The sequence below is a fragment of the Streptomyces typhae genome (assembly GCF_009755605.1).
GTDB classification, from domain to species: Bacteria; Actinomycetota; Actinomycetes; order Streptomycetales; family Streptomycetaceae; genus Streptomyces; species Streptomyces typhae.
On the sequence record NZ_WPNZ01000003.1, the window covers coordinates 218,600 to 238,495 of the forward strand.

Genomic DNA, 19,896 nt, shown 5'->3' on the forward strand with positions numbered 1-19,896 from the left:
GGTGCGGTTTTCATCCCGCCGCAACAAACGAGACCGCGCCAGGGGGCGACGACCGAGGCCGTCGTCCCCTGGCGCGGTCCATGCGGGCGGCCCGTCAGGCGGGCGGGGCCGGGACGGCGGCCTCCTTCGGGGTGTCCGTCGGGGCGAACCGGGCCGGGGCCTGGCTGAGCGGCGTCAGGTCCTTGTGGATGGCTTTGCTGACCCTCTGAATGGTGTCGACGCCGTAGTCCATGTTGCTGTTGCCGTGCGTGAGCACGGAGATCTGGTAGTCGTGCCCACGGCCCTTGAAGGCGCCGATGCTGTGGACGCGCCAGCCGTGCGTGGCCCGCGGCAGCCAGCCGTTCTTGACGTGGATGTCGGTGCCGGAGGGAGCGCCCGCCGGGGTGCCCCAGCGCTGGTCGCGCACGACCTTGCCCATGAGCTTGAGGATGTAGGCGCGCGAGTTGTCGCTGAGGACGTCGTTCTTACCGGTGACCAGTTTCAGCAGCTTCTGCTCGTCGGTGACGTTGATCCGCGTCAGACCCCAGTAGCCGTCCGACCCCGGAACGGTCTTGGTCATCTTGGCCGCGGCCAGGAACTTCTTGATCTTCGTGACCCCGAGCTGCCGCCACAGCGCGCTGGTGGAGTCGTTGTCCGACTTCGTGATCATGGCGGTGGCGAGCTTGGTCTCGCGGTCCGTCAGATACCGGTCGGTCTTCTTCGCGTCCCAGAGCAGCGCCGCGAGCACGGTCACCTTGACGACGCTGGCCGAGTCGAAGGACGTCGTCCCGCGCAGGGTGCACGTCGTCTTCGTGGCCTTGTCGTGGAAGCCGACGGCGATGGTGCCCTTGCGGTTCTTCAGGGCGGCGGTGATGTCCTTGGTCAGCTTCTTCGCGAGCGCGGGCTGGGCCGAGGACGTGCACTTGACCGTGGCGGCAGCGGCGGCGGCCGGAGTGGCGACGGCGGTCGCGGCGACCGGGACGAGCACGGCGGCGGCTACGCCTGCGCTGAGTACGCGGGCACGCGTGGGCAGACCGGATATCCGGTGAGTCATGGAGGTTCCCCCTCGAAGTGGTACGAGCGCGCCCCCAGCGCACTCGCAACACATGACTCACGGAGATCGGCAGTGGTTGCACTGCTGTGCGATATTCCTCAGACCCGTTACCCAGGGTCTAGGCCGCCTGCACCCCGCGCCGCGAGGGACCCGCCGTCACGCCTCGAACCCGTACTCCAGGACGTAGGCGGAGGCGTCGAGCACCATCTCGTTGACCTCGACGGCGCGCCCCTGGCCGTCGAAGGCTGTGCGGCCGATGAGCATGACCGGCGTCCCGGCCGAGAGGGCGAGCCGAGCGGACTCGTCACCGCTGGGCATCCGCGACCGCACCTCCTCCCGGAACCGCACCGGCCGCCGCCCGAGCTCTTCGAGCCGCGCGTAGGTACCGCCCGGCCCGGTGCCGGGCTGCGTGATGGCCGTCCCGGCGACCAGCTCGGCGGCGAGATAGGAGGCGGAGAGCAGCACAGGCTTCCCGTCGAGCACGAACCGCCGCCGCCGTACACACACCCGCTCCCCCTCCCTGATCTCCAGAACTCCGGCAATCACCGTAGGCGCGTCCTCCTCCGTCACCTCGACGGAGTCGACCACGAGGTCACGCCCTTCGATGTCGGCGTCCCAGACCGAACGCCCCGCACCCCACTGCGCGTGCGCGAGCCGCTCGACGCCGTGGCGCCGGATGGGCCTGAAGTCCCGGACGAAGACCCCGGCCCCCTTGCGCGCCTCGACGAGCCCTTCCGCCTGGAGGGCGGCGAGGGCCTGCCGAGCCGTCATGCGTGCGACGCCGTGGGCGGCCATGAGGTCGTTCTCACCGGGCAGCCGCTGCCCGGGGCCGTACTCACCGGCCTCGATGCCCGCGCGCAGCTGCGCTGCGATGTGCATGTACTTGGGCTGACGTCCCGCACCCCGGCCACTCATCAAGACCCTCCTCCGGTCATCTCTAGACACCTCTCCACTGTCAACGTCTCTAGAGACGTACTACGGCCAAGGTCACTGTGGAGGTCCTGTGTCAACCCATATCGCGGCGGGGCACCCGGCAAGCTCTGAGAGCTCCGAGGCCAAGTGGCGGTTGCCTCGCGGGCCACGCAGCGCGGGGCGCGCTACTGCATGCGTACGTGCCCGCGGGGCGGGAGATCGGCGTACGCGTTGCCCGTCGCGAGGGGTGGTTGCGGATCGAGGTCGCCGACGCGAACAACGCGCAGCCCGCGCCACGTGCGGCGCGGGCCGAGGACGAGGGCGGTCGGGGTCTGGCCCTGGTGGTCGCCCTGTCGCAGCGGTGGGGCTGCCGCCCTCGTCCGCACGGGATCGGCAAGGTGATCTGGGCGGAGCTCGGGCTGCGCGAGGCTGGGGCGTGACTTCGGTGATCGGCTCGGCCGCTCAGCTTCCGGCAGGACGGCCGAGGTGCGTCGGTGCGAACATGCGGAGGACCGTCGGGAGGACCACCACGCTCGGGCCCGGTGTGGTGAGGGCCTCGGTGAGGTCGGCGCGCAGGTGCTCCGGGGTCGTGCGGACGCCTCGTACGCCGAAGGACTCGGCGAGGGCCACGAAGTCGGGGCGGGTCAGTTCCGTGCCGGTGGGCTCGCCGAAGGCGTCGGTCATGTACTCGCGCAGGATGCCGTAGCCGCCGTCGTCGACGATCAGCCAGGTGACGTCCAGGTCGTACTGGGCCGCCGTGGCCAGTTCCGCGATCGAGTACATCGCGCCGCCGTCGCCGGAGACGGCCAGGACCGGCTGGGTCGGGTCGGCCGCCGCCGCGCCGAGCGCCGCCGGGAAGGCGTAGCCGAGGCCGCCCGCGCCCTGGGCGGAGTGCATGGTGCCGGGGCTGCGGGCGTCGAAGGCCGACCAGGCCCAGTAGGAGAGGATCGTCATGTCCCAGAAGGACGGGGACGTGTCGGGGAGCGCCGCCCGTACCGAGGCGAGGACGTCCTGCTCCAGGGTCAGGCCCTGGGCGTCGACGCGCTCCCGGACGGCGTCGAGGACGCGGCGTACCCGCTCGGGGGCCGTGGGGTCGTCCCGCTCCCCCACCGTTTCCAGGAGTGCCTGGAGGGCGGGCCTCGCGTCCGCGTGGATGCCGAGTGCCGGGTGGTTCGACTCCAGTTTTCCGAGGTCCGCCTCGATCTGGATGATCCGGCCGTTCGGGGCGAACGTGTGGTAGTTGGAGGAGAGTTCGCCGAGGCCGGAGCCGATGACGAGCAGGACGTCCGCCTCTTCCAGGAAGTCCGTGGTGTGGCGGTCCTCCAGCCAGGACTGGAGCGAGAGCGGGTGCTCCCAGGGGAAGGCGCCCTTGCCGCCGAAGGTGGTGACCACCGGTGCGGACAGCTTCTCGGCGAGGGCACGGAGCTTGCCCGCGGCGTCCGCGCGGACCACGCCGCCGCCCGCGATGACCGCCGGGCGCTCGGCCCGCGTCAGCAGATCGGCGGCCACCGCCGTCAGCTCCGGGCGCGGCACGAGGTCGTGCGGGGCCGCGTCCACGCCGGTCACCTGGGGAAGCGGGGTCTCGGCGAGCAGGACGTCCTGGGGGATCTCCACCCATACCGGGCCGTGCGGGGCCGTGAGCGCCGACTCCCAGGCGGCGGCGAGCGCGGACGGGATCTGGGACTGCGTACGGACCGTGTGGACGGACTTGACCACGTCCCGGAACGAGGCCTGCTGGTCGCGGAGTTCGTGCAGATAGCCGTGGCGGCCGCCGCCGAGCCCGGCGACGGGCACCTGGCTGCCGACGGCGAGCACGGGGGCGCTGGCCGCCGCCGCCTCCTGGAGGGCGGCGAGCGACATCAGCGCGCCCGGCCCCGTCGAGAGGAACAGCGGCGCGACCTCGCCCGTGACCCGCCCGTACGCGTCCGCCGCGAACCCCGCGTTGTTCTCCACGCGCAGCCCGACGTACCGCAGCCGGGAGCGGCGCAGCGCGTCGAACATGCCGAGGGCGTGCTGGCCGGGGAGCCCGAAGACGGTCGACGCGCCGAGCCCGCACAGGGTCTCGACGACGAGGTCGCCGCCGGTGCGTCCCGGCGGCGGGTTCAGGGCGGCCTCGGTCTGCGCGGCGGTGGGCCTCAGTTCCAGGTCGTGGTCGTGCGTCACTTGGCCCGCGCCTCCGCGATCTGCCGGGACATGATCGTCGTCAGTTCGTACGCGGTGTGGGACGCGGCCACGGCCGTGATCTCGGCGTGGTCGTAGGCGGGCGCGACCTCGACGACGTCGGCGGAGACGAGGTTGCAGGAGGCGAGGCCGCGGAGGATCTCCAGGAGTTCGCGCGACGTCATGCCGCCCGCCTCCGGCGTGCCCGTGCCCGGGGCGTGCGCCGGGTCCAGGCAGTCGATGTCGATGGAGATGTACAGCGGCCGGTCGCCGATGCGCTGGCGGAGCTGGTCGGCGACCTCGTCGGCACCGCGCCGGTAGATGTCCGCCGACGTGACGATGCCGAAGCCCATCTTCTCGTCGTCGGTGAGGTCCTTCTTGCCGTACAGCGGACCACGCGTGCCGACGTGGCTGAGGGCCTCGGTGTCGAGGATGCCCTCCTCCACGGCCCGCCGGAACGGGGTGCCGTGCGTGTACTCGGCGCCGAAGTAGGTGTCCCACGTGTCCAGGTGCGCGTCGAAGTGCAGCAGCGCCACCGGGCCGTGCTTCTTCGCCATCGAGCGGAGCAGCGGCAGCGCGATGGTGTGGTCGCCGCCGAGCGTCATCATGCGCGCGCCGGTCGCGAGGAGGTCGTCCGCCGCCGCCTCGATCGTCTCCACGGCCTCGTTGATGTTGAACGGGTTCGCGGCGATGTCCCCCGCGTCCGCGACCTGCGCGAGGGCGAAGGGGGAGGCGTCCTGGGCCGGGTTGTACGGGCGCAGGAGGCGGGACGCCTCGCGGATGGCGTTGCCGCCGAAGCGGGCTCCCGGGCGGTACGACACGCCCGTGTCGAAGGGGACGCCGACGACGGCGATGTCCGTCGTGCCCACCTCGTCGAGGCGGGGGAGGCGGGCGTAGGTGGCGGGGCCCGCGTAGCGGGGGGTGCGTGAGGAGTCGATCGGGCCGCGTGGCTCGCGCGGGGCGTCGGGGACCGTCTGGGGGGTGGTCATGCTGGGGTTCCTCCTGGTGGTGCTGGTCGTACGGGTCAAGTGTGGGGCCTCGCGAGGGCGCCCCAATCCCGCCCCTTCCCGAAACTGGGGCTCCGCCCCAGACCCCGCTCCTCAAACGCCGGAGGGGCTGAAATTCTCGCCGGTGCGGCGCCCCTGGTCACGGGAAGGAGCGGGGCGGGGGGAAATCATGCGCTCACCGACGCCTCCGGTGCGCTCGGGTCCAGGGCACGCCCCGCGACGCGGTCCCGCCAAGCGGCCAGCTTCGCCGGGTCGGTGGGCGGTGTGGCCAGCGACACGGCCACGTACGCGACCAGCGAGACGAGCAGGCCGTAGGAGATCGGCTCGTTGGCGAGGACGCCGTAGTGCCACATCAGGCCGACCACGGAGAGCCCCCCGGCACCGACGGCGGCGAGCGCCCCGGCCCCGGTGCCCCGCCGCCACAGCAGTCCCCCGAGGATCGGCACGAGCAGCCCCCCGACGAGCAGGTTGTAGGCGACGGTGAGCGCCTCGACGACGTCGTTGAGGGCGATGGAGACACCGATGACGAGGACGCCCATGACGAGGATGAAGAGGCGGTTGCCCTTCACCTCGTCCACCTCCGCCGCCTCCTCATGGGCGCCTGCCCGCGCGGCAGCGCCCCGTACCCGCGCCCAGATGTCGTTGTTAGCCACGGTCGCGCACGCGATGAGCGCCCCGGAGGAGGTCGACATGACGGCGGCGAGCGCGGCGGCGAGGACGAGCCCCCGTACGCCGATGGGCAGTTCGTCCTTGACGATGGTCGCGAAGGCGGAGTCGGCGCTGGGCAGCTTCGGGTACATGACCTTCGCGGCGGTGCCGATGACGGCTCCGGCGAGGGCGTAGAGGAGGCAGTACGTACCGGCGACGGTGCCGCCCCAGCGGGCCACCTTGTCGCTGCGCGCGGTGAACACGCGCTGCCAGATGTCCTGCCCGATGAGCATGCCGAAGGTGTAGATCAGGACGTAGGTGAAGATCGTCTCGCCGCCCACGCCGAGGGGCTCGAAGTAGTCGTCCGGCAGTTCGTCCCGCATCGCGCCGAAGCCACCGGCCTTGACGACGGCGATCGGCAGCAGCAGGAGCAGCACGCCCACCGTCTTGACGACGAACTGCACCATGTCGGTCAGCGTGATGGACCACATGCCGCCGAGGGTCGAGTAGGCGACGACGATGGCGCCGCCGATGACGATCGCGACGGTGCGGTTCAGGTCGAACAGGACGTCGAAGATGGTGGCGTACGCGATGGTGGAGGTGACGGCGAGCATCAGCGTGTAGGCCCACATGACGATGCCGGACAGCATGCCCGCACGGCCGCCGTAGCGCAGGTCGAGCATCTCCGAGACGGTGTACACCTTCAGGCGCGCGATGCGGGCGGAGAAGAGGACCGACAGGGCCAGCAGGCCGAGGCCGATGGTGAAGACCATCCAGGCGCCGGACAGGCCGTGGGTGTAGCCGAGCCCGACACCGCCGATGGTGGAGGCGCCGCCGAGGACGATCGCGGCCATGGTGCCGGAGTACATCCAGGGCCCGAGGCGGCGGCCCGCCACGAGGAACTCGCTCTTCGACCTGGCGCGGCGCATGCCCCACCAGCCCATGGCCAGCATGCCGGCCAGATAGACGACGATCACGGTGTAGTCGACGGCCATGACGCAGGCCTCCTTGCGAGCTCGATCGGTGGCGTGTCGTGCGGGTGGAGTGCGGCGGCGACCGGCCGCGGGGACATCCGCCCGTACCCGCGGCGCTGATCGGCACGACCCTAGGTGGCCGGAAAGAGACGCTGAAGTGTACGTTTCCTCCACTCTCCGAGCCGGATATGGAGGAACCGTCCACCATGCCGCCCGCCGTGCCCCCCGCCACGCCCCCCGGCCCGCCCGCACCCGCCGCCGGGGCCGGGGCCGCCCCACCGCCCACCCCCGCCGTGCCCCTCACCGCCCTCCTCGCCCACGAGGAGCTCGGCCTGCGCCAGATCGCGGGCCCCGACGCGGCGGCGACCGGCGCCGTCGTGCACTGGGTGCACACGTCGGAGATGGCCGACCCGTACCCGTATCTGCTGGGGGGCGAGCTGCTGCTCACGGCCGGGGTGCACATCCCGGGTACTGACGCGGGCGCGGACAGCCGCGCGTACGACGCGGACACCTACGCGGCCCGCATCGTCGCCGCGGGCGGCGCCGCCCTCGGCTTCGGCGTGGCCCCCGTGCACGACACGGTGCCGCGGACGCTCCTCGACGCCTGCGACCGGCACGGCCTGCCGCTCCTGGAGGTGCCGCCGCGCACCACGTTCAGCGGCGTCGCCCGCGCGGTCTGGCAGCTCATGGCCGAGGCCCGCCACGCCGAGCTGCGCCGCGTCACCCAGGCCCAGCAGGGCCTCGCCGCGGCGGCGGCCCGCCCGGACGCGGTCCCTGCGCTGCTGCGGCAGCTGGCGGTGCGCCTCGGCGGATACGCGGCGCTGTACGGGCCGGACGGCGCCCCCACCCGGACGGCGGGGGCGCTGCCCGCGCAGGAGCCGGGGGCGGACGCGGCGCTGGCGCGCCTGGTGGAGGTGGTCACCCCGGGCGCGGGCGCGGGCCCGGTTCCCGCCGCCGCCTCCGACACCCTCGCCGGTGTCCACCTCGCGGCCTACCCCCTCGCCGGGGCGCACGGGCTCGCCCTCGGGGTCGCGACGCCCCGGCGGGAACCGGGCGACCACACACTGGCGGGGGTCGCCGCCGTGCTCCTCTCGCTCCTGACCGCCCCGCACCAGGGCGCCGCCGAGTCGGCCCGGTCGGCGGCCCTAGTGCGGCTGCTGCTCGGCGCGCGCCCCGAGGACGTGCTGCCGCTCCTCGGCGCCGAGCGGTGGACGGTCGTGCACGCGCGCGTGCGGCACACCGCCCCCGAGCAGGGCCCGCCGGACCCGGCGGCGCTGGCGGCGGCCCTGGGCAGCACGCTGGTCGACAGCACCGGGGCCGGAGACGGCGGACAGGGCGGGGACGCCGCCCCTCCCGCCGCATCCGGCTCTCCCGTCGTATCCGCCCCTTCCGCCGCACCTGCCCCTCTTGTCACACCCGCCGTACCCGCCCCGCCCCTGCCACCCGTCGCACCCGTCGTACGCCTCCTCCTGCCCGCCGACCGCGGCCCCTCCCCCCAGGCCGGCTGGACCCTCGGCGTCTCCGCCCCCGCGGGCGCGGGCGCCCTGCTCGCCGCCGACGCGCAGGCCGCGCGGGCCCTGCGCCGGGCCGAGGCGGCGAGGACCGCGCTGGTGCGGCACCGCGAGAGCGGGCTCGCCGGGCTCGTCGCGCCCGCGGAGGCAGACGCGCACGCGCGGGAGCTGCTCGCCCCGCTCGGCGACAGCGCCCCGCTCACCGAGACCCTGCGCACCTGGCTGTCCCTGCACGGGAGCTGGGACCGCACCGCGGCCGCGCTCTCCGTGCACCGCAACACCGTCCGCCAGCGCGTCGCCCGCTGCGCCGCCCTGCTCGCCACGGACCTCGACGACCCGGACGTCCGCATGGAGCTGTGGTTCGCCCTGAGCCGCCGCTCCTGAGACCCGCGCAGACCCGAGCCGGACCCAGCCAGTAGTGCCTGTCGCCGTCCGGTCGCCCACGTGAGCGGCGGCACAGGTCCGACGTGCGGGACGCCCGGTCCCCGCCCCGTCGCCGACGGCACAATGGGTCGCATGCCGATACCCAGCCGCGCCGCGCTCGTCGACCACCTCGTCCGTACCCGTATCGCCGGCGACGTCGCCACGCCCCGCGAGAACAACCTCTCCCACTACCGCAAGCTCGCGAACGGCGACCGGCACTACTGGCTCGGCCTGGAACTCGGCGACCGCTGGAGAGACGAGCAGGACGTCCTCGCCGTGATGGCCGAGCGGTGCGGCGTGATCGACGACCCGGGGCACCGGCAGGGCCAGGACACCATCGACCCGGAGCTGACCGTCGACGCCCTGGAGCGGATGGCGGCCCGGCTGCGCAAGGCCGCCGCGGGCAAGGAGCGCGTCCTGTTCGCGACCGGCCACCCGGGCGGGCTCCTCGACGTGCACCGCGCGACGGCCACCGCGCTGCGCGCCGCGGGCTGCGACGTCGTCGTCATCCCGGAGGGCCTGACGGCCGACGAGGGTTTCGTCTTCCAGTTCGCCGACGTCGCCGTCCTGGAGCGCGGCGCCACCCTGTGGCACACGCACTCGCCGGAGCCGATGAACGCGGTCCTGGACGGCCTGCTCCGCGAGGAGCGGCCGCTGCCCGACCTCGTCGTCGCCGACCACGGCTGGGCCGGGCGCGCGGGCCAGCGCGGCATCGACTCCCTCGGGTACGCGGACTGCAACGACCCCGCCCTGTTCATCGGCGAGGCGGAGGGCACCGTACAGGTCACGGTCCCCCTGGACGACCACGTGACGAGCCCCCGGTTCTACGACCCGCTGACGGCCTACCTCCTCAACGCGGCGGGGCTTGGCCAGTAGGGGTGCCGCGACCGGGCGTCGGGTCCAGGTACACCCGCCGCACGGCCGGGAACCGGTCCCGGATGCGCCGCGTCGTCCGGTCGCAGGCGGCCTCGATCTCCGCCGCCGTGGACACGTCCCGGAAGTTCACCTTCGCGGCGACCAGAGCCTCGCTCGGCCCCTGGAGCAGGGTGGTCAGCTCCAGCACGGCCACCACGTGCGGGTCCGCGAGGAGTTCGGCCCGTACCGCCGCCCGCACGGGGCTCGGCAGGGGCCGCCCGATGAGCAGTTCCGCGTTGGCGTGCCCGAGGACCCACGCGACGTGCGCGAGCAGCGCCCCGATGCACAGCGACGCCACGCCGTCCCAGACACCGGAGCCGGTGAGCTGCCCGCCGAGCAGGCCGCCCGCGGCGAGCACGAGGCCCGCGAGCGCGGCGGAGTCCTCCATGACGACGGCCTTCACGGCGGTGTCGGGCGTGTGCCGCAGATAGTGCCGCACGTGCACGTCGAACCGTGCCGCCGCGCCGCGCGCCTGCTTCAGGCCGGTGCGCAGGGAGTAGCCCTCCAGGAGGAAGGCGATGCCGAGGACGGTGTACGAGAGGAGCGGGTCGCCGGGTTCCTCGCCGTGCGTGAGGGTGTGCACGCCGTCGTACACGGCGAAGACGCCGCCGCCGACGAACGTGGCCACGGAGGCGAGCAGCGCCCAGATGTAGCGCGCGCCGCCGTAGCCGAGCGGATGCTCCTCGTCGGCGGGCCGCTCGGCGCTCCTCAGGGAGACGAGCAACATCAGCTCCGTGACGGTGTCGGCCACGGAGTGCGCGGCCTCGGAGAGCATCGCGCTCGATCCGCTGACGGCACCGGCGACGGCCTTGGCGACGGCGATCCCGAGGTTGGCGGCCGCGGCGACGATGACGGTGAAGGTGCTCTCACCGCCCGAGCCGCCCTCACCGCCGCCCTCACTGCCGGGGGTACTTACCGTGCTTTCGCCCATGCTGGGGGAGTATGCCGGACATGTCCCGCCCGTCAGGCGCGCGGCACCCTGACGACCCCCTCCTGGATCACGGTGACGGCGAGCCGTCCGTCCCGCGTCCAGATCCTCGCCTGCCCGAGGCCCCGGCCACCGCCGGACGTGGGCGACTCCTGGTCGTACAGGAGCCATTCGTCGGCGCGGAAGGGACGGTGGAACCACATGGCGTGGTCCAGCGAGGCCCCGACCACGTCGCCGACGGCCCAGCCGCCGCGCCCGTGGGCGAGCAGCACGGAGTCGAGCAGCGTCATGTCGGAGACGTACGTGGCGAGGCAGACGTGCAGGAGCGAGCCCGCGTCGGCCCCGCCGAGCTTGCCGTTGGTGCGGAACCAGACCTGCGAGTGCGGCTCGCGCGGGCGGCCCGCGGTGGCCCAGGGCGGCGCGTCCGCGTACCGCAGGTCGACGGCGGCGCGCGCCTCGACCAGCCGCCTCGCGACGTCCGGCGGCAGATCGCGCGGCAGCGTCTCGGCGGCCGTGAGCAGCGTCTCCGGGTCGGGCGCGGCCGGCATCCGGATCTGGTGGTCGAGCCCTTCCTCGTACGTCTGGAAGGACGCCGAGAGGTGGAAGATCGGCTGGCCGTGCTGGACGGCGACGACGCGGCGCGTGGTGAAGGAGCGGCCGTCGCGGATGCGGTCGACGGTGTAGACGATGGGCGCGCCCGGGTCGCCGGGGCGCAGGAAGTAGGCGTGGAGGGAGTGCGCGGGGCGGTCGGCGGGGACGGTACGACCGGCCGCCACGAGCGCCTGTGCCGCGACCTGCCCGCCGAAGACGCGGGGTACGAGGGCCGAGCGGCTGGCGCCCCGGAAGATGTCCTCCTCGACCCGCTCCAGGTCGAGGAGGTCGAGGAGGTCCTGAAGTTCCTTGCTCATGCGCGGGGTTACAGGCCCATCGACTTGGCGATGATCATCTTCATGACCTCGCTGGTGCCGCCGTAGATGCGGTTCACGCGGTTGTCGGCGTACAGGCGCGCGATCGGGTACTCGTTCATGAAGCCGTAGCCGCCGTGCAGCTGGAGGCAGCGGTCGATGACGCGGTGGGCGACCTCGGTGCAGAAGAGCTTGGCGGACGCGGCCTCGGCCGGGGTCAGCTCGCCCGCGTCCAGGGCCTCAAGGGCGCGGTCGGCGACGGCCTCGGCCGCGTCCACCTCGGCCTGGCAGGCGGCCAGTTCGAACTTGGTGTTCTGGAAGTGGGCGACGGACTTGCCGAAGACCGTGCGCTCCTGCACGTACTCCTTGGCGAACCGGACGGCGGCCTTGGCCTGCGCGTAGGCGCCGAAGGCGATGCCCCAGCGCTCGGACGCGAGGTTGTGGCCGAGATAGGCGAAGCCCTTGTTCTCCTCGCCGAGCAGGTCCTCGACCGGCACCTCGACGTCGACGAAGGCCAGCTCGGCGGTGTCGGAGACCTTCAGGCCGAGCTTGTCGAGCTTGCGGCCGACGGAGTAGCCCGCGGAGGCGGTGTCGACGGCGAACAGGGAGATGCCGAAGCGGCGGTCGTCCTCGCGCGGTGCGGAGGTGCGGGCGCAGACGATCACGCGGTCGGCGTGCACACCGCCGGTGATGAAGGTCTTGGCGCCGTTGAGGACGTAGTGCGTGCCGTCGTCGGAGAGCTTGGCGGTGGTCTTCATGCCGGCGACGTCGGAGCCGGTGCCCGGCTCGGTCATGGCGAGCGCCCACATCTCCTCGCCGGAGACGAACTTCGGCAGGAAGCGCTTCTTCTGCTCGTCGGTGGCGAGCATCTGGATGTACGGCAGGCCGAGCAGCACATGCACGCCGGAGCCGCCGAAGGAGACGCCCGCGCGGGCCGTCTCCTCGTACATGACCGCCTCGAACTTGTGCGAGTCGATGCCCGCGCCGCCGTACTCCTCGTCCACGCGGATGCCGAAGACGCCGAGCTCGGCGAGCTTGTAGTAGAAGTCCCGGGGCGCCTGGCCCGCCGCGAACCACTCGTCGTACACGGGGACGACCTCGGCCTCGATGAAGGCCCGGACGGTGTCCCGGAATGCCTCGTGGTCCTCGTTGAAGACGGTACGCCGCACGGCCTGACTCCCTCTCCCGGATAGCGCCTCTGCTAAGCGCTTGCTCAGGTGAGGTTACCCGCGGGTTTCTGTGGCCGTCCAGAGCGAGAACTGTGACTGGCGGGTAGCTTGCCGTATGTCGCGGCCTTCGGCCTTCCTCGTCCTCAAACGCCGGACGGGCTCGATTCCTCTCGGGCCGGGCTCGCATCCTCCCCGAGCAGGCTCGGATTTCCTCCCGCCGCCGCCAGCGCGCCGTGCGCCAGGCGGCGCAGCAGGCCCGCCATCGCCTCCCGGTCCGGCAGCGAGCCGGCCCGCCCGAGGTGCGGGGTGGAGTTCAGGAGCCCGAAGACGGCGTGCACGGACGCCCGCGCCTCCGCCTCCGCCAGCGCCGGGTACACGTCCCGTACCGCCGTCACCCACAGTTCCACGTACCGCCGCTGGAGCGAGCGGACCAGCTTGCGGTCGCTGTCCCGGAGGCGGTCCAGCTCGCGGTCGTGGAGAGTGATCAAGGGGCGGTCGTCGAGGGCGAAGTCGATATGGCCCTCGATGAGCGAGTCGAGCGCGGCACCGGGCGACCCGGCGGACTCGGCGGCCCGCCGCTCGCCGCCCCGCAGGAGCTGCTCGCTGATGCCCACGAGCAGCTCGGCCAGCATCGCGTCCTTGCCCGCGAAGTGGCGGTAGAGACCGGGTCCGCTGATGCCCACGGCAGCCCCTATCTCGTCGACGCCGACACCGTGGAAGCCGCGCTCGGCGAAGAGCCGGGCGGCTTCCTTGAGGATCTGTTCGCGGCGGGTGAGGGCGTCGGTCCTGGTGGCCATGGAAGCAATTCTAGACAGCGTCGTTAGCGGTCGTTAACCTGAACGCATACGTTAACGCTCACTAACAGTGGGAGACCGGCGGATGCAACAGGCACCAGTCCTCGCGAGCGCGGCGGATCCCGCCTCGGACGCCTGGCGGTCCAACGAGGCGGCGCACCGCGCCCTGGCCGAGGAGTTGCGCGGCAAGCTCGCCGCGGCCCGCCTCGGCGGCGGCGAGCGCGCCCGGCAGCGGCATGTCGCGCGCGGCAAGCTGCTGCCGCGCGACCGCGTGGACGCCCTCCTCGACCCCGGCTCGCCGTTCCTGGAGATCGCGCCGCTCGCGGCCGACGGCCTGTACGGCGGCGACGCCCCCGCGGCGGGGGTGATCGCGGGCATCGGCCGGGTCAGCGGGCGCGAGTGCGTGATCGTCGCCAACGACGCCACCGTCAAGGGCGGCACGTACTACCCCATGACGGTGAAGAAGCACCTGCGCGCGCAGGAGGTGGCCCTGGAGAACCACCTCCCCTGTGTGTATCTGGTGGACTCGGGCGGCGCCTTCCTGCCGATGCAGGACGAGGTGTTCCCCGACCGGGAGCACTTCGGGCGGATCTTCTACAACCAGGCGCGGCTCTCGGGCGCGGGCATCCCGCAGATCGCGGCCGTCCTCGGCTCCTGCACGGCGGGCGGCGCGTACGTGCCCGCGATGAGCGACGAGGCCGTGATCGTCCGGAACCAGGGCACGATCTTCCTGGGCGGCCCGCCCCTGGTGAAGGCGGCGACCGGCGAGGTCGTCACGGCGGAGGAGCTGGGCGGCGGCGAGGTCCACTCGCGGGTCTCGGGCGTCACCGACCACCTCGCGGAGGACGACCCGCACGCCCTGCGCATCGTCCGCACGATCGTCTCCACGCTGCCCGCGCGCGATGCCCTGCCGTGGGAGGTCCGCCCGGCCGAGGAGCCGAAGGTGGACCCGCTCGGTCTGTACGGCGCGGTGCCGGTGGACTCCCGCACGCCCTACGACGTGCGCGAGGTCATCGCCCGCGTCGTCGACGGCTCGCGCTTCGCGGAGTTCAAGGCGGAGTACGGCCAGACGCTGGTGACGGGCTTCGCGCACATCCACGGGCACCCGGTCGGCATCGTCGCGAACAACGGCATCCTGTTCTCGGAGTCCGCCCAGAAGGGCGCGCACTTCATCGAGCTGTGCGACCAGCGCGGCATCCCGCTGGTCTTCCTCCAGAACATCTCCGGCTTCATGGTCGGCCGTGACTACGAGGCCGGGGGCATCGCCAAGCACGGCGCGAAGATGGTCACGGCCGTGGCGTGCACCCGCGTGCCGAAGCTGACGGTCGTGGTCGGCGGCTCGTACGGAGCGGGCAACTACTCCATGTGCGGCCGGGCGTACTCGCCGCGCTTCCTGTGGATGTGGCCCAACGCCAAGATCTCGGTGATGGGCGGCGAGCAGGCCGCGTCCGTGCTCGCGACCGTCAAGCGCGACCAGCTGGAGGCGCGCGGGGAGACCTGGTCGCCGGAGGACGAGGAGGCCTTCAAGGCCCCGGTCCGCGCGCAGTACGAGGAGCAGGGCAGCGCCTACTACGCCACGGCACGGCTGTGGGACGACGGCGTCATCGACCCGTTGGAGACCCGCCAGGTCCTCGGCCTGGCACTGACCGCGTGTGCCGGGGCGCCGCTCGGCGAACGCGGCTTCGGCGTCTTCCGGATGTGAGGGGCAGACACCCAATGAGCATGTTCGACACAGTCCTCGTGGCCAACCGCGGCGAGATCGCGGTACGCGTCATCCGTACGCTGCGGGCCCTCGGCGTCCGTTCGGTGGCCGTGTTCTCCGACGCCGACGCCGACGCCCGGCACGTGCGCGAGGCCGACACCGCGGTGCGCCTCGGCCCGGCCCCCGCCGCCGAGAGCTACCTCTCCGCGGAGCGCCTCCTCGCGGCCGCCGCCTCCTCGGGCGCCCAGGCCGTCCACCCCGGCTACGGCTTCCTCGCCGAGAACGCCGCCTTCGCGCAGGCCTGCGCGGACGCGGGCCTCGCCTTCATCGGGCCGCCCGCGTCCGCGATCGACCTGATGGGCGACAAGATCCGCGCGAAGGAGACGGTACGGGCGGCCGGGGTACCGGTGGTGCCCGGCTCGTCCGGCAGCGGCCTGACCGACGACCAACTGATCGCCGCCGCACGGGACATCGGCACCCCCGTCCTCCTCAAGCCCTCCGCGGGCGGCGGCGGCAAGGGCATGCGCCTGGTCCGGGACGAGGCGCTGCTCGGTGAGGAGATCGCCGCCGCCCGGCGCGAGGCCCGCGCCTCCTTCGGCGACGACACCCTGCTCGTCGAGCGCTGGGTGGACCGCCCCCGGCACATCGAGATCCAGGTGCTCGCCGACGGCCACGGCAACGTCCTGCACCTCGGCGAGCGCGAGTGCTCCCTCCAGCGCCGCCACCAGAAGATCATCGAGGAGGCCCCGAGCGTCCTGCTCGACGAGGCGACGCGCGCCGCGATGGGGGCCGCCGCCGTGGAGGCGGCGCGCTCCTGCGGATACGTGGGCGCGGGCACCGTCGAGTTCATCGTGCCCGGCGACGACCCGGCCTCGTACTACTTCATGGAGATGAACACCCGCCTCCAGGTCGAGCACCCTGTCACGGAGCTGATCACGGGCGTGGACCTGGTGGAGTGGCAGCTGCGGGTGGCGGCGGGCGAGCCGCTGCCCTTCGGCCAGGAGGACGTCCGCCTCACCGGCCACGCGGTCGAGGCCCGCCTGTGCGCCGAGGACCCCGCCCGCGGCTTCCTTCCCTCGGGCGGCACCGTCCTCGCCCTCCACGAGCCCTCCGGCGACGGGGTGCGCACGGACTCCGGGCTCAGCGAGGGCACGGAGGTCGGGAGCCTGTACGACCCGATGCTCTCGAAGGTCATCGCGTACGGACCGGACCGCGCGACCGCGCTGCGGAAGCTGCGGGCGGCGCTCGCGGGCACGGTGACGCTGGGGGTGCCGACGAACGCGGGCTTCCTGCGGCGGCTGCTGGCTCATCCGGCGGTGGTGGCCGGGGAGCTGGACACCGGGTTGGTGGAGCGGGAGGTCGAGGGCCTGGTCGACGGGGACGTCCCGGCCGAGGTCTATCTGGCTGCGGCGCTGGTGCGGGCCGACGCCTCGACGCCGGTGGCCGGGGGCTGGGTGGATCCGTTCTCGGTGGGGAGCGGGTGGCGGCTCGGCGGGGAGGCGGCGTGGACGGTGCACCACCTGCGTGTACCGGGTCACGACCCGGTTGCCGTGCACACCCGCCTCGGTGACGGGGGTACCGAGATCCGGCTTCCCTCCGGCGAAACTGCCTGGGGGCCCGGGGGCTCGCCCCCGGTTTCGGGAAGGGGCGGGCTCGGGGAGCCCCCGGCAGGGACCCCCACGGTCACCCTCCACGTCGACGGCCGCACCCACACCTTCCACCACACGGCCGACTGGCTGGGCAGGGACGGCGACGCCTGGCACGTCCAGGACCACGACCCCGTTCAGGCGGCCCTGTCGGGCGCGGCCCACGCGGGAGCGGACGCCCTGACGGCGCCCATGCCCGGCACGGTCACGGTCGTCAAGGTGTCCCCGGGCGACGAGGTGACGGCGGGCCAGAGCCTCCTGGTGGTGGAGGCGATGAAGATGGAGCACGTGATCTCCGCGCCGCACGCGGGCACGGTGACCGAACTGGACGTCACTCCGGGCAGCACGGTGGCGATGGACCAGGTCCTTGCCGTGGTGGTCCCGGCGGACGAGGAGTCGTCATGACAGCCGAACCGTCGAACCCTCCGGGCGGCCCCCTGCCCATGGTCGTACCGGCGGACGGCCTCCCGCCCCGGGTCCGCATCCACGAGGTGGGCGCCAGGGACGGCCTCCAGAACGAGAAGGCCACGGTCCCGACGGAGGTGAAGGCGGAGTTCGTCCACCGCCTGGCCGAGGCGGGCCTGACGACGATCGAGGCGACGAGCTTCGTGCACCCCAAGTGGGTGCCGCAGCTGGCGGACGCGGAGCAGCTGTTCCCCCGGGTCCGGGACCTGGAGGGGGTCGACCTCCCCGTCCTGGTCCCGAACGCCCGAGGCCTGGACCGGGCGCTGGCGCTCGGCGCCCGCCGGGTGGCCGTCTTCGCCAGCGCCACGGAGTCCTTCGCCAAGGCCAACCTGAACCGCACGGTGGACGAGGCGCTCGCGATGTTCGAGCCGGTGGTGGCGCGGGCGAAGGAGTCCGAGGCGCCGGACGACCTGGTGCACGTACGCGGCTACCTCTCCATGTGCTTCGGGGACCCCTGGGAGGGCCCGGTCCCGGTCCCGCAGGTGGTCCGGGTCTGCAAGGCGCTGCTCGACCTGGGCTGCGACGAGCTGAGCCTGGGCGACACGATCGGCGTGGCGACACCGGGCCACGTGGAAACGCTGCTCAGGGCCCTGAACGACGAGGGCGTGCCCACGAACCTCCTCGCCGTGCACTTCCACGACACGTACGGCCAGGCGCTCGCCAACACGCTGGCGGCGCTGCGGCACGGGGTGAGCACCGTGGACGCGTCCGCGGGCGGCCTCGGCGGCTGCCCGTACGCCAAGAGCGCCACCGGAAACCTCGCCACCGAAGACCTCGTGTGGATGCTTCGAGGCCTCGGCATCGAGACCGGGGTCGACCTCGGCCGTCTCACCGCCACCAGCGTGTGGATGGCCGGCCAGCTGGGCCGACCGAGCCCGTCCCGCACCGTGCGTGCCCTCTCCCACCAGGAGCAGTGAAAGCCATGGATCACCACCTCTCCCCCGAGCACGAGGAACTCCGGCGCACCGTGGAGGAGTTCGCACACGACGTGGTCGCACCGAAGATCGGCGACCTCTACGAGCGGCACGAGTTCCCGTACGAGATCGTGCGCGAGATGGGCCGCATGGGGCTGTTCGGGCTGCCGTTCCCGGAGGAGTACGGCGGCATGGGCGGCGACTATCTGGCGCTTGGCATCGCCTTGGAGGAACTGGCACGGGTCGACTCCTCGGTGGCCATCACCCTGGAGGCAGGCGTCTCCCTGGGCGCCATGCCGCTGCACCTCTTCGGCACCGAGGAGCAGAAGAGGGAGTGGCTGCCGCGGCTGTGCGCGGGCGAGACGCTGGGCGCGTTCGGCCTGACCGAGCCGGACGGCGGCTCGGACGCGGGCGGCACGCGGACGACGGCGCGCCTGGACGAGGCCACGGACGAGTGGGTCATCAACGGCACGAAGTGCTTCATCACCAACTCCGGTACGGACATCACGGGCCTGGTGACGGTGACCGCGGTGACGGGCCGCTCGGAGTCGGGCAAGCCCCTGATCTCCTCGATCATCGTCCCGTCCGGCACGCCGGGCTTCACTGTCGCGGCGCCGTACTCCAAGGTGGGCTGGAACGCCTCGGACACCCGGGAGCTGTCCTTCGCGGACGTACGGGTACCGCGGGCGAACCTGCTCGGGGAGATCGGCCGCGGCTACGCCCAGTTCCTCCGCATCCTGGACGAGGGCCGGATCGCGATCGCGGCGCTCGCCACGGGCCTGGCGCAGGGCTGTGTCGACGAGTCGGTGAAGTACGCGAAGGAGCGGCACGCCTTCGGCCGCCCGATCGGCTCGAACCAGGCCATCCAGTTCAAGATCGCCGACATGGAGCTGAAGGCGTACACGGCCCGCCTCGCCTGGCGGGACGCGGCGTCGCGCCTGGTCGCGGGCGAGCCCTTCAAGAAGGAGGCGGCCCTCGCGAAGCTGCACTCCTCGACGATCGCCGTCGACAACGCGCGCGAGGCCACGCAGATCCACGGCGGGTACGGCTTCATGAACGAGTACCCGGTGGCGCGGATGTGGCGGGACTCCAAGATCCTGGAGATCGGGGAGGGGACGAGTGAGGTGCAGCGCATGCTGATCGCCCGAGAACTGGGCCTCACGGGCTGAGGCCGCTCCGCTCCCTTTCCCTCTTCCCCCACCCACCCGCCCTTTCCTCGCGCTGCGCGCTTGTCCTCAAACGCCGGACGGGCTGAACAGCCCCGGCCCGTCCGGCGCTCGGGCCTGCCCGGGCGTACGCGCGCTCCGACTCCTCAGCGCAGCGCCTCACGCACCCGGCGGCGCAGCGCCGTGTCCTCGATGGCGTCGGCGTCGCGCCAAGCCGCGGCCGTGACCTCTTCGGTCTGCGGTTCCACGACGTCGGCCGAGGTGCGGAAAAGGAACCGGAAGTCGAAGTGTCGGTGCGCGGGCTCGTCATTGGCGGGGTTGGCGGGGATGGCGTGAGCGTCGATGTGTACGGGGCGGTGCCCGGTGTCCGCCGGGCAGGAGCCAGCGGTCCAGGGCGAGGTGCTTGATGTGGAGGACCCGGCCCGTGGGGTCGGCGAGGACCGCCCGGCGGTGACGTGACCGCGGAACTCCTTCCGGCTGGCGAGGTCGGCCCCGGTGTCGAGGAGTTCTTCGAGACGGGCGAGCAGGCCCTTCTCGTCGGGGTGGGCGGCGAGGTAGGCATCGAGGGTCTCGCGGATGTGGTCGGCAGTGACGGGCACGGTGGACTTCCTTACCGATTGCAGT

Annotated in this window: 17 protein-coding genes; 7 read left to right on the forward strand and 10 right to left on the reverse strand. The window is 72.8% G+C overall.

The window, feature by feature from the left end; all coding sequences use genetic code 11:
* Positions 1-94: 94 nt before the first annotated feature.
* Together GPA10_RS07485 and GPA10_RS07490 are read right to left on the reverse strand one after the other, a co-directional pair.
* Positions 95-1,033, reverse strand: coding sequence for a serine hydrolase (locus tag GPA10_RS07485; protein WP_157164779.1), 939 nt, complete (start codon positions 1,031-1,033; stop codon positions 95-97).
* A 156-nt stretch (positions 1,034-1,189) separates the two neighbouring features.
* Positions 1,190-1,948, reverse strand: coding sequence for a GntR family transcriptional regulator (locus GPA10_RS07490; protein WP_157164780.1), 759 nt, complete (start codon positions 1,946-1,948; stop codon positions 1,190-1,192).
* A gap of 197 nt (positions 1,949-2,145) precedes the next feature.
* Here GPA10_RS07490 and GPA10_RS07495 point away from each other — a divergent pair, with 197 nt between their 5' ends.
* Positions 2,146-2,385, forward strand: a complete 240-nt coding sequence (locus tag GPA10_RS07495; RefSeq protein WP_246258893.1) for an ATP-binding protein — start codon at positions 2,146-2,148, stop codon at positions 2,383-2,385.
* 22 nt (positions 2,386-2,407) lie between these two features.
* On the opposite strand, the gene GPA10_RS07500 is transcribed toward GPA10_RS07495, so the two are convergent.
* From GPA10_RS07500 to GPA10_RS07510, 3 genes are all read right to left on the reverse strand, one after another.
* On the reverse strand, positions 2,408-4,108 hold the full coding sequence (locus GPA10_RS07500; RefSeq protein ID WP_343040488.1) for a thiamine pyrophosphate-binding protein: 1,701 nt from the start codon (positions 4,106-4,108) through the stop codon (positions 2,408-2,410).
* Entirely contained in the window at positions 4,105-5,094 is a 990-nt protein-coding gene (gene speB / locus GPA10_RS07505) for an agmatinase (protein ID WP_157164781.1), read from the reverse strand. Before speB ends, GPA10_RS07500 begins: the two co-directional genes overlap by 4 nt.
* 185 nt (positions 5,095-5,279) lie before the next feature.
* Positions 5,280-6,755 carry a sodium:solute symporter family protein gene (locus GPA10_RS07510; RefSeq protein ID WP_157164782.1) on the reverse strand — a complete coding sequence of 492 codons (1,476 nt, stop codon included), beginning with the start codon at positions 6,753-6,755 and terminating at the stop codon, positions 5,280-5,282.
* 167 nt (positions 6,756-6,922) lie between these two features.
* On the opposite strand from GPA10_RS07510, the gene GPA10_RS07515 reads away from it, so the two are divergent.
* Positions 6,923-8,629 carry a PucR family transcriptional regulator gene (locus tag GPA10_RS07515; RefSeq protein ID WP_157164783.1) on the forward strand — a complete coding sequence of 569 codons (1,707 nt, stop codon included), beginning with the start codon at positions 6,923-6,925 and terminating at the stop codon, positions 8,627-8,629.
* A gap of 132 nt (positions 8,630-8,761) precedes the next feature.
* Positions 8,762-9,544 carry a phosphatase gene (locus GPA10_RS07520; protein WP_058848715.1) on the forward strand — a complete coding sequence of 261 codons (783 nt, stop codon included), beginning with the start codon at positions 8,762-8,764 and terminating at the stop codon, positions 9,542-9,544.
* On the opposite strand, the gene GPA10_RS07525 is transcribed toward GPA10_RS07520, so the two are convergent.
* The 4 genes from GPA10_RS07525 to GPA10_RS07540 form a co-directional block, all read right to left on the reverse strand.
* Complete coding sequence (locus GPA10_RS07525; protein WP_157164784.1) at positions 9,519-10,514, reverse strand: cation diffusion facilitator family transporter; 996 nt, start codon at positions 10,512-10,514, stop codon at positions 9,519-9,521. The two genes, GPA10_RS07520 and GPA10_RS07525, sit on opposite strands and share 26 nt — an antisense overlap.
* Positions 10,515-10,546: 32 nt before the next feature.
* On the reverse strand, positions 10,547-11,419 hold the full coding sequence (locus GPA10_RS07530; RefSeq protein ID WP_157164785.1) for an acyl-CoA thioesterase: 873 nt from the start codon (positions 11,417-11,419) through the stop codon (positions 10,547-10,549).
* A gap of 8 nt (positions 11,420-11,427) precedes the next feature.
* Positions 11,428-12,585: an acyl-CoA dehydrogenase family protein gene (locus GPA10_RS07535; RefSeq protein ID WP_343040489.1), complete on the reverse strand. Its 1,158-nt coding sequence runs from the start codon at positions 12,583-12,585 to the stop codon at positions 11,428-11,430.
* 143 nt (positions 12,586-12,728) lie between these two features.
* The gene (locus GPA10_RS07540) at positions 12,729-13,382 is read right to left on the reverse strand and encodes an SACE_7040 family transcriptional regulator (protein WP_246258894.1); all 654 of its coding nucleotides are present in this window, start codon (positions 13,380-13,382) and stop codon (positions 12,729-12,731) included.
* A gap of 82 nt (positions 13,383-13,464) precedes the next feature.
* On the opposite strand from GPA10_RS07540, the gene GPA10_RS07545 reads away from it, so the two are divergent.
* The 4 genes from GPA10_RS07545 to GPA10_RS07560 are packed head-to-tail and all read left to right on the forward strand — an operon-like array spanning position 13,465 to position 19,275.
* Positions 13,465-15,081: a carboxyl transferase domain-containing protein gene (locus GPA10_RS07545; protein ID WP_157164786.1), complete on the forward strand. Its 1,617-nt coding sequence runs from the start codon at positions 13,465-13,467 to the stop codon at positions 15,079-15,081.
* Between the two features lie 20 nt (positions 15,082-15,101).
* Positions 15,102-17,132: an acetyl/propionyl/methylcrotonyl-CoA carboxylase subunit alpha gene (locus tag GPA10_RS07550; protein WP_157164787.1), complete on the forward strand. Its 2,031-nt coding sequence runs from the start codon at positions 15,102-15,104 to the stop codon at positions 17,130-17,132.
* Positions 17,129-18,109: a hydroxymethylglutaryl-CoA lyase gene (locus GPA10_RS07555; RefSeq protein ID WP_157164788.1), complete on the forward strand. Its 981-nt coding sequence runs from the start codon at positions 17,129-17,131 to the stop codon at positions 18,107-18,109. Before GPA10_RS07550 ends, GPA10_RS07555 begins: the two co-directional genes overlap by 4 nt.
* 5 nt (positions 18,110-18,114) lie before the next feature.
* A complete protein-coding gene (locus GPA10_RS07560) occupies positions 18,115-19,275 on the forward strand; it encodes an acyl-CoA dehydrogenase family protein (RefSeq protein WP_058848525.1) in 1,161 nt (386 codons plus the stop codon).
* 143 nt (positions 19,276-19,418) lie between these two features.
* Here the strand turns inward: GPA10_RS07560 and GPA10_RS07565 are convergent, their stop codons facing one another.
* Positions 19,419-19,871, reverse strand: a complete 453-nt coding sequence (locus tag GPA10_RS07565; RefSeq protein ID WP_343040490.1) for an NUDIX hydrolase — start codon at positions 19,869-19,871, stop codon at positions 19,419-19,421.
* Between the last annotated feature and the right edge of the window lie 25 nt (positions 19,872-19,896).

Excerpts from the sequence above, each read along its gene's own strand:
- GPA10_RS07485 (WP_157164779.1), bottom strand. The coding sequence starts at position 1,033 with ATGACTCACCGGATATCCGGTCTGCCCACGCGTGCCCGCGTACTCAGC.
- GPA10_RS07490 (WP_157164780.1), bottom strand. The coding sequence starts at position 1,948 with ATGAGTGGCCGGGGTGCGGGACGTCAGCCCAAGTACATGCACATCGCA.
- speB (WP_157164781.1), bottom strand. The coding sequence starts at position 5,094 with ATGACCACCCCCCAGACGGTCCCCGACGCCCCGCGCGAGCCACGCGGC.
- GPA10_RS07510 (WP_157164782.1), bottom strand. The coding sequence starts at position 6,755 with ATGGCCGTCGACTACACCGTGATCGTCGTCTATCTGGCCGGCATGCTG.
- GPA10_RS07515 (WP_157164783.1), top strand. The coding sequence starts at position 6,923 with ATGGAGGAACCGTCCACCATGCCGCCCGCCGTGCCCCCCGCCACGCCC.
- GPA10_RS07520 (WP_058848715.1), top strand. The coding sequence starts at position 8,762 with ATGCCGATACCCAGCCGCGCCGCGCTCGTCGACCACCTCGTCCGTACC.
- GPA10_RS07525 (WP_157164784.1), bottom strand. The coding sequence starts at position 10,514 with ATGGGCGAAAGCACGGTAAGTACCCCCGGCAGTGAGGGCGGCGGTGAG.
- GPA10_RS07530 (WP_157164785.1), bottom strand. The coding sequence starts at position 11,419 with ATGAGCAAGGAACTTCAGGACCTCCTCGACCTCCTCGACCTGGAGCGG.
- GPA10_RS07540 (WP_246258894.1), bottom strand. The coding sequence starts at position 13,382 with ATGGCCACCAGGACCGACGCCCTCACCCGCCGCGAACAGATCCTCAAG.
- GPA10_RS07545 (WP_157164786.1), top strand. The coding sequence starts at position 13,465 with ATGCAACAGGCACCAGTCCTCGCGAGCGCGGCGGATCCCGCCTCGGAC.
- GPA10_RS07550 (WP_157164787.1), top strand. The coding sequence starts at position 15,102 with ATGTTCGACACAGTCCTCGTGGCCAACCGCGGCGAGATCGCGGTACGC.
- GPA10_RS07555 (WP_157164788.1), top strand. The coding sequence starts at position 17,129 with ATGACAGCCGAACCGTCGAACCCTCCGGGCGGCCCCCTGCCCATGGTC.
- GPA10_RS07560 (WP_058848525.1), top strand. The coding sequence starts at position 18,115 with ATGGATCACCACCTCTCCCCCGAGCACGAGGAACTCCGGCGCACCGTG.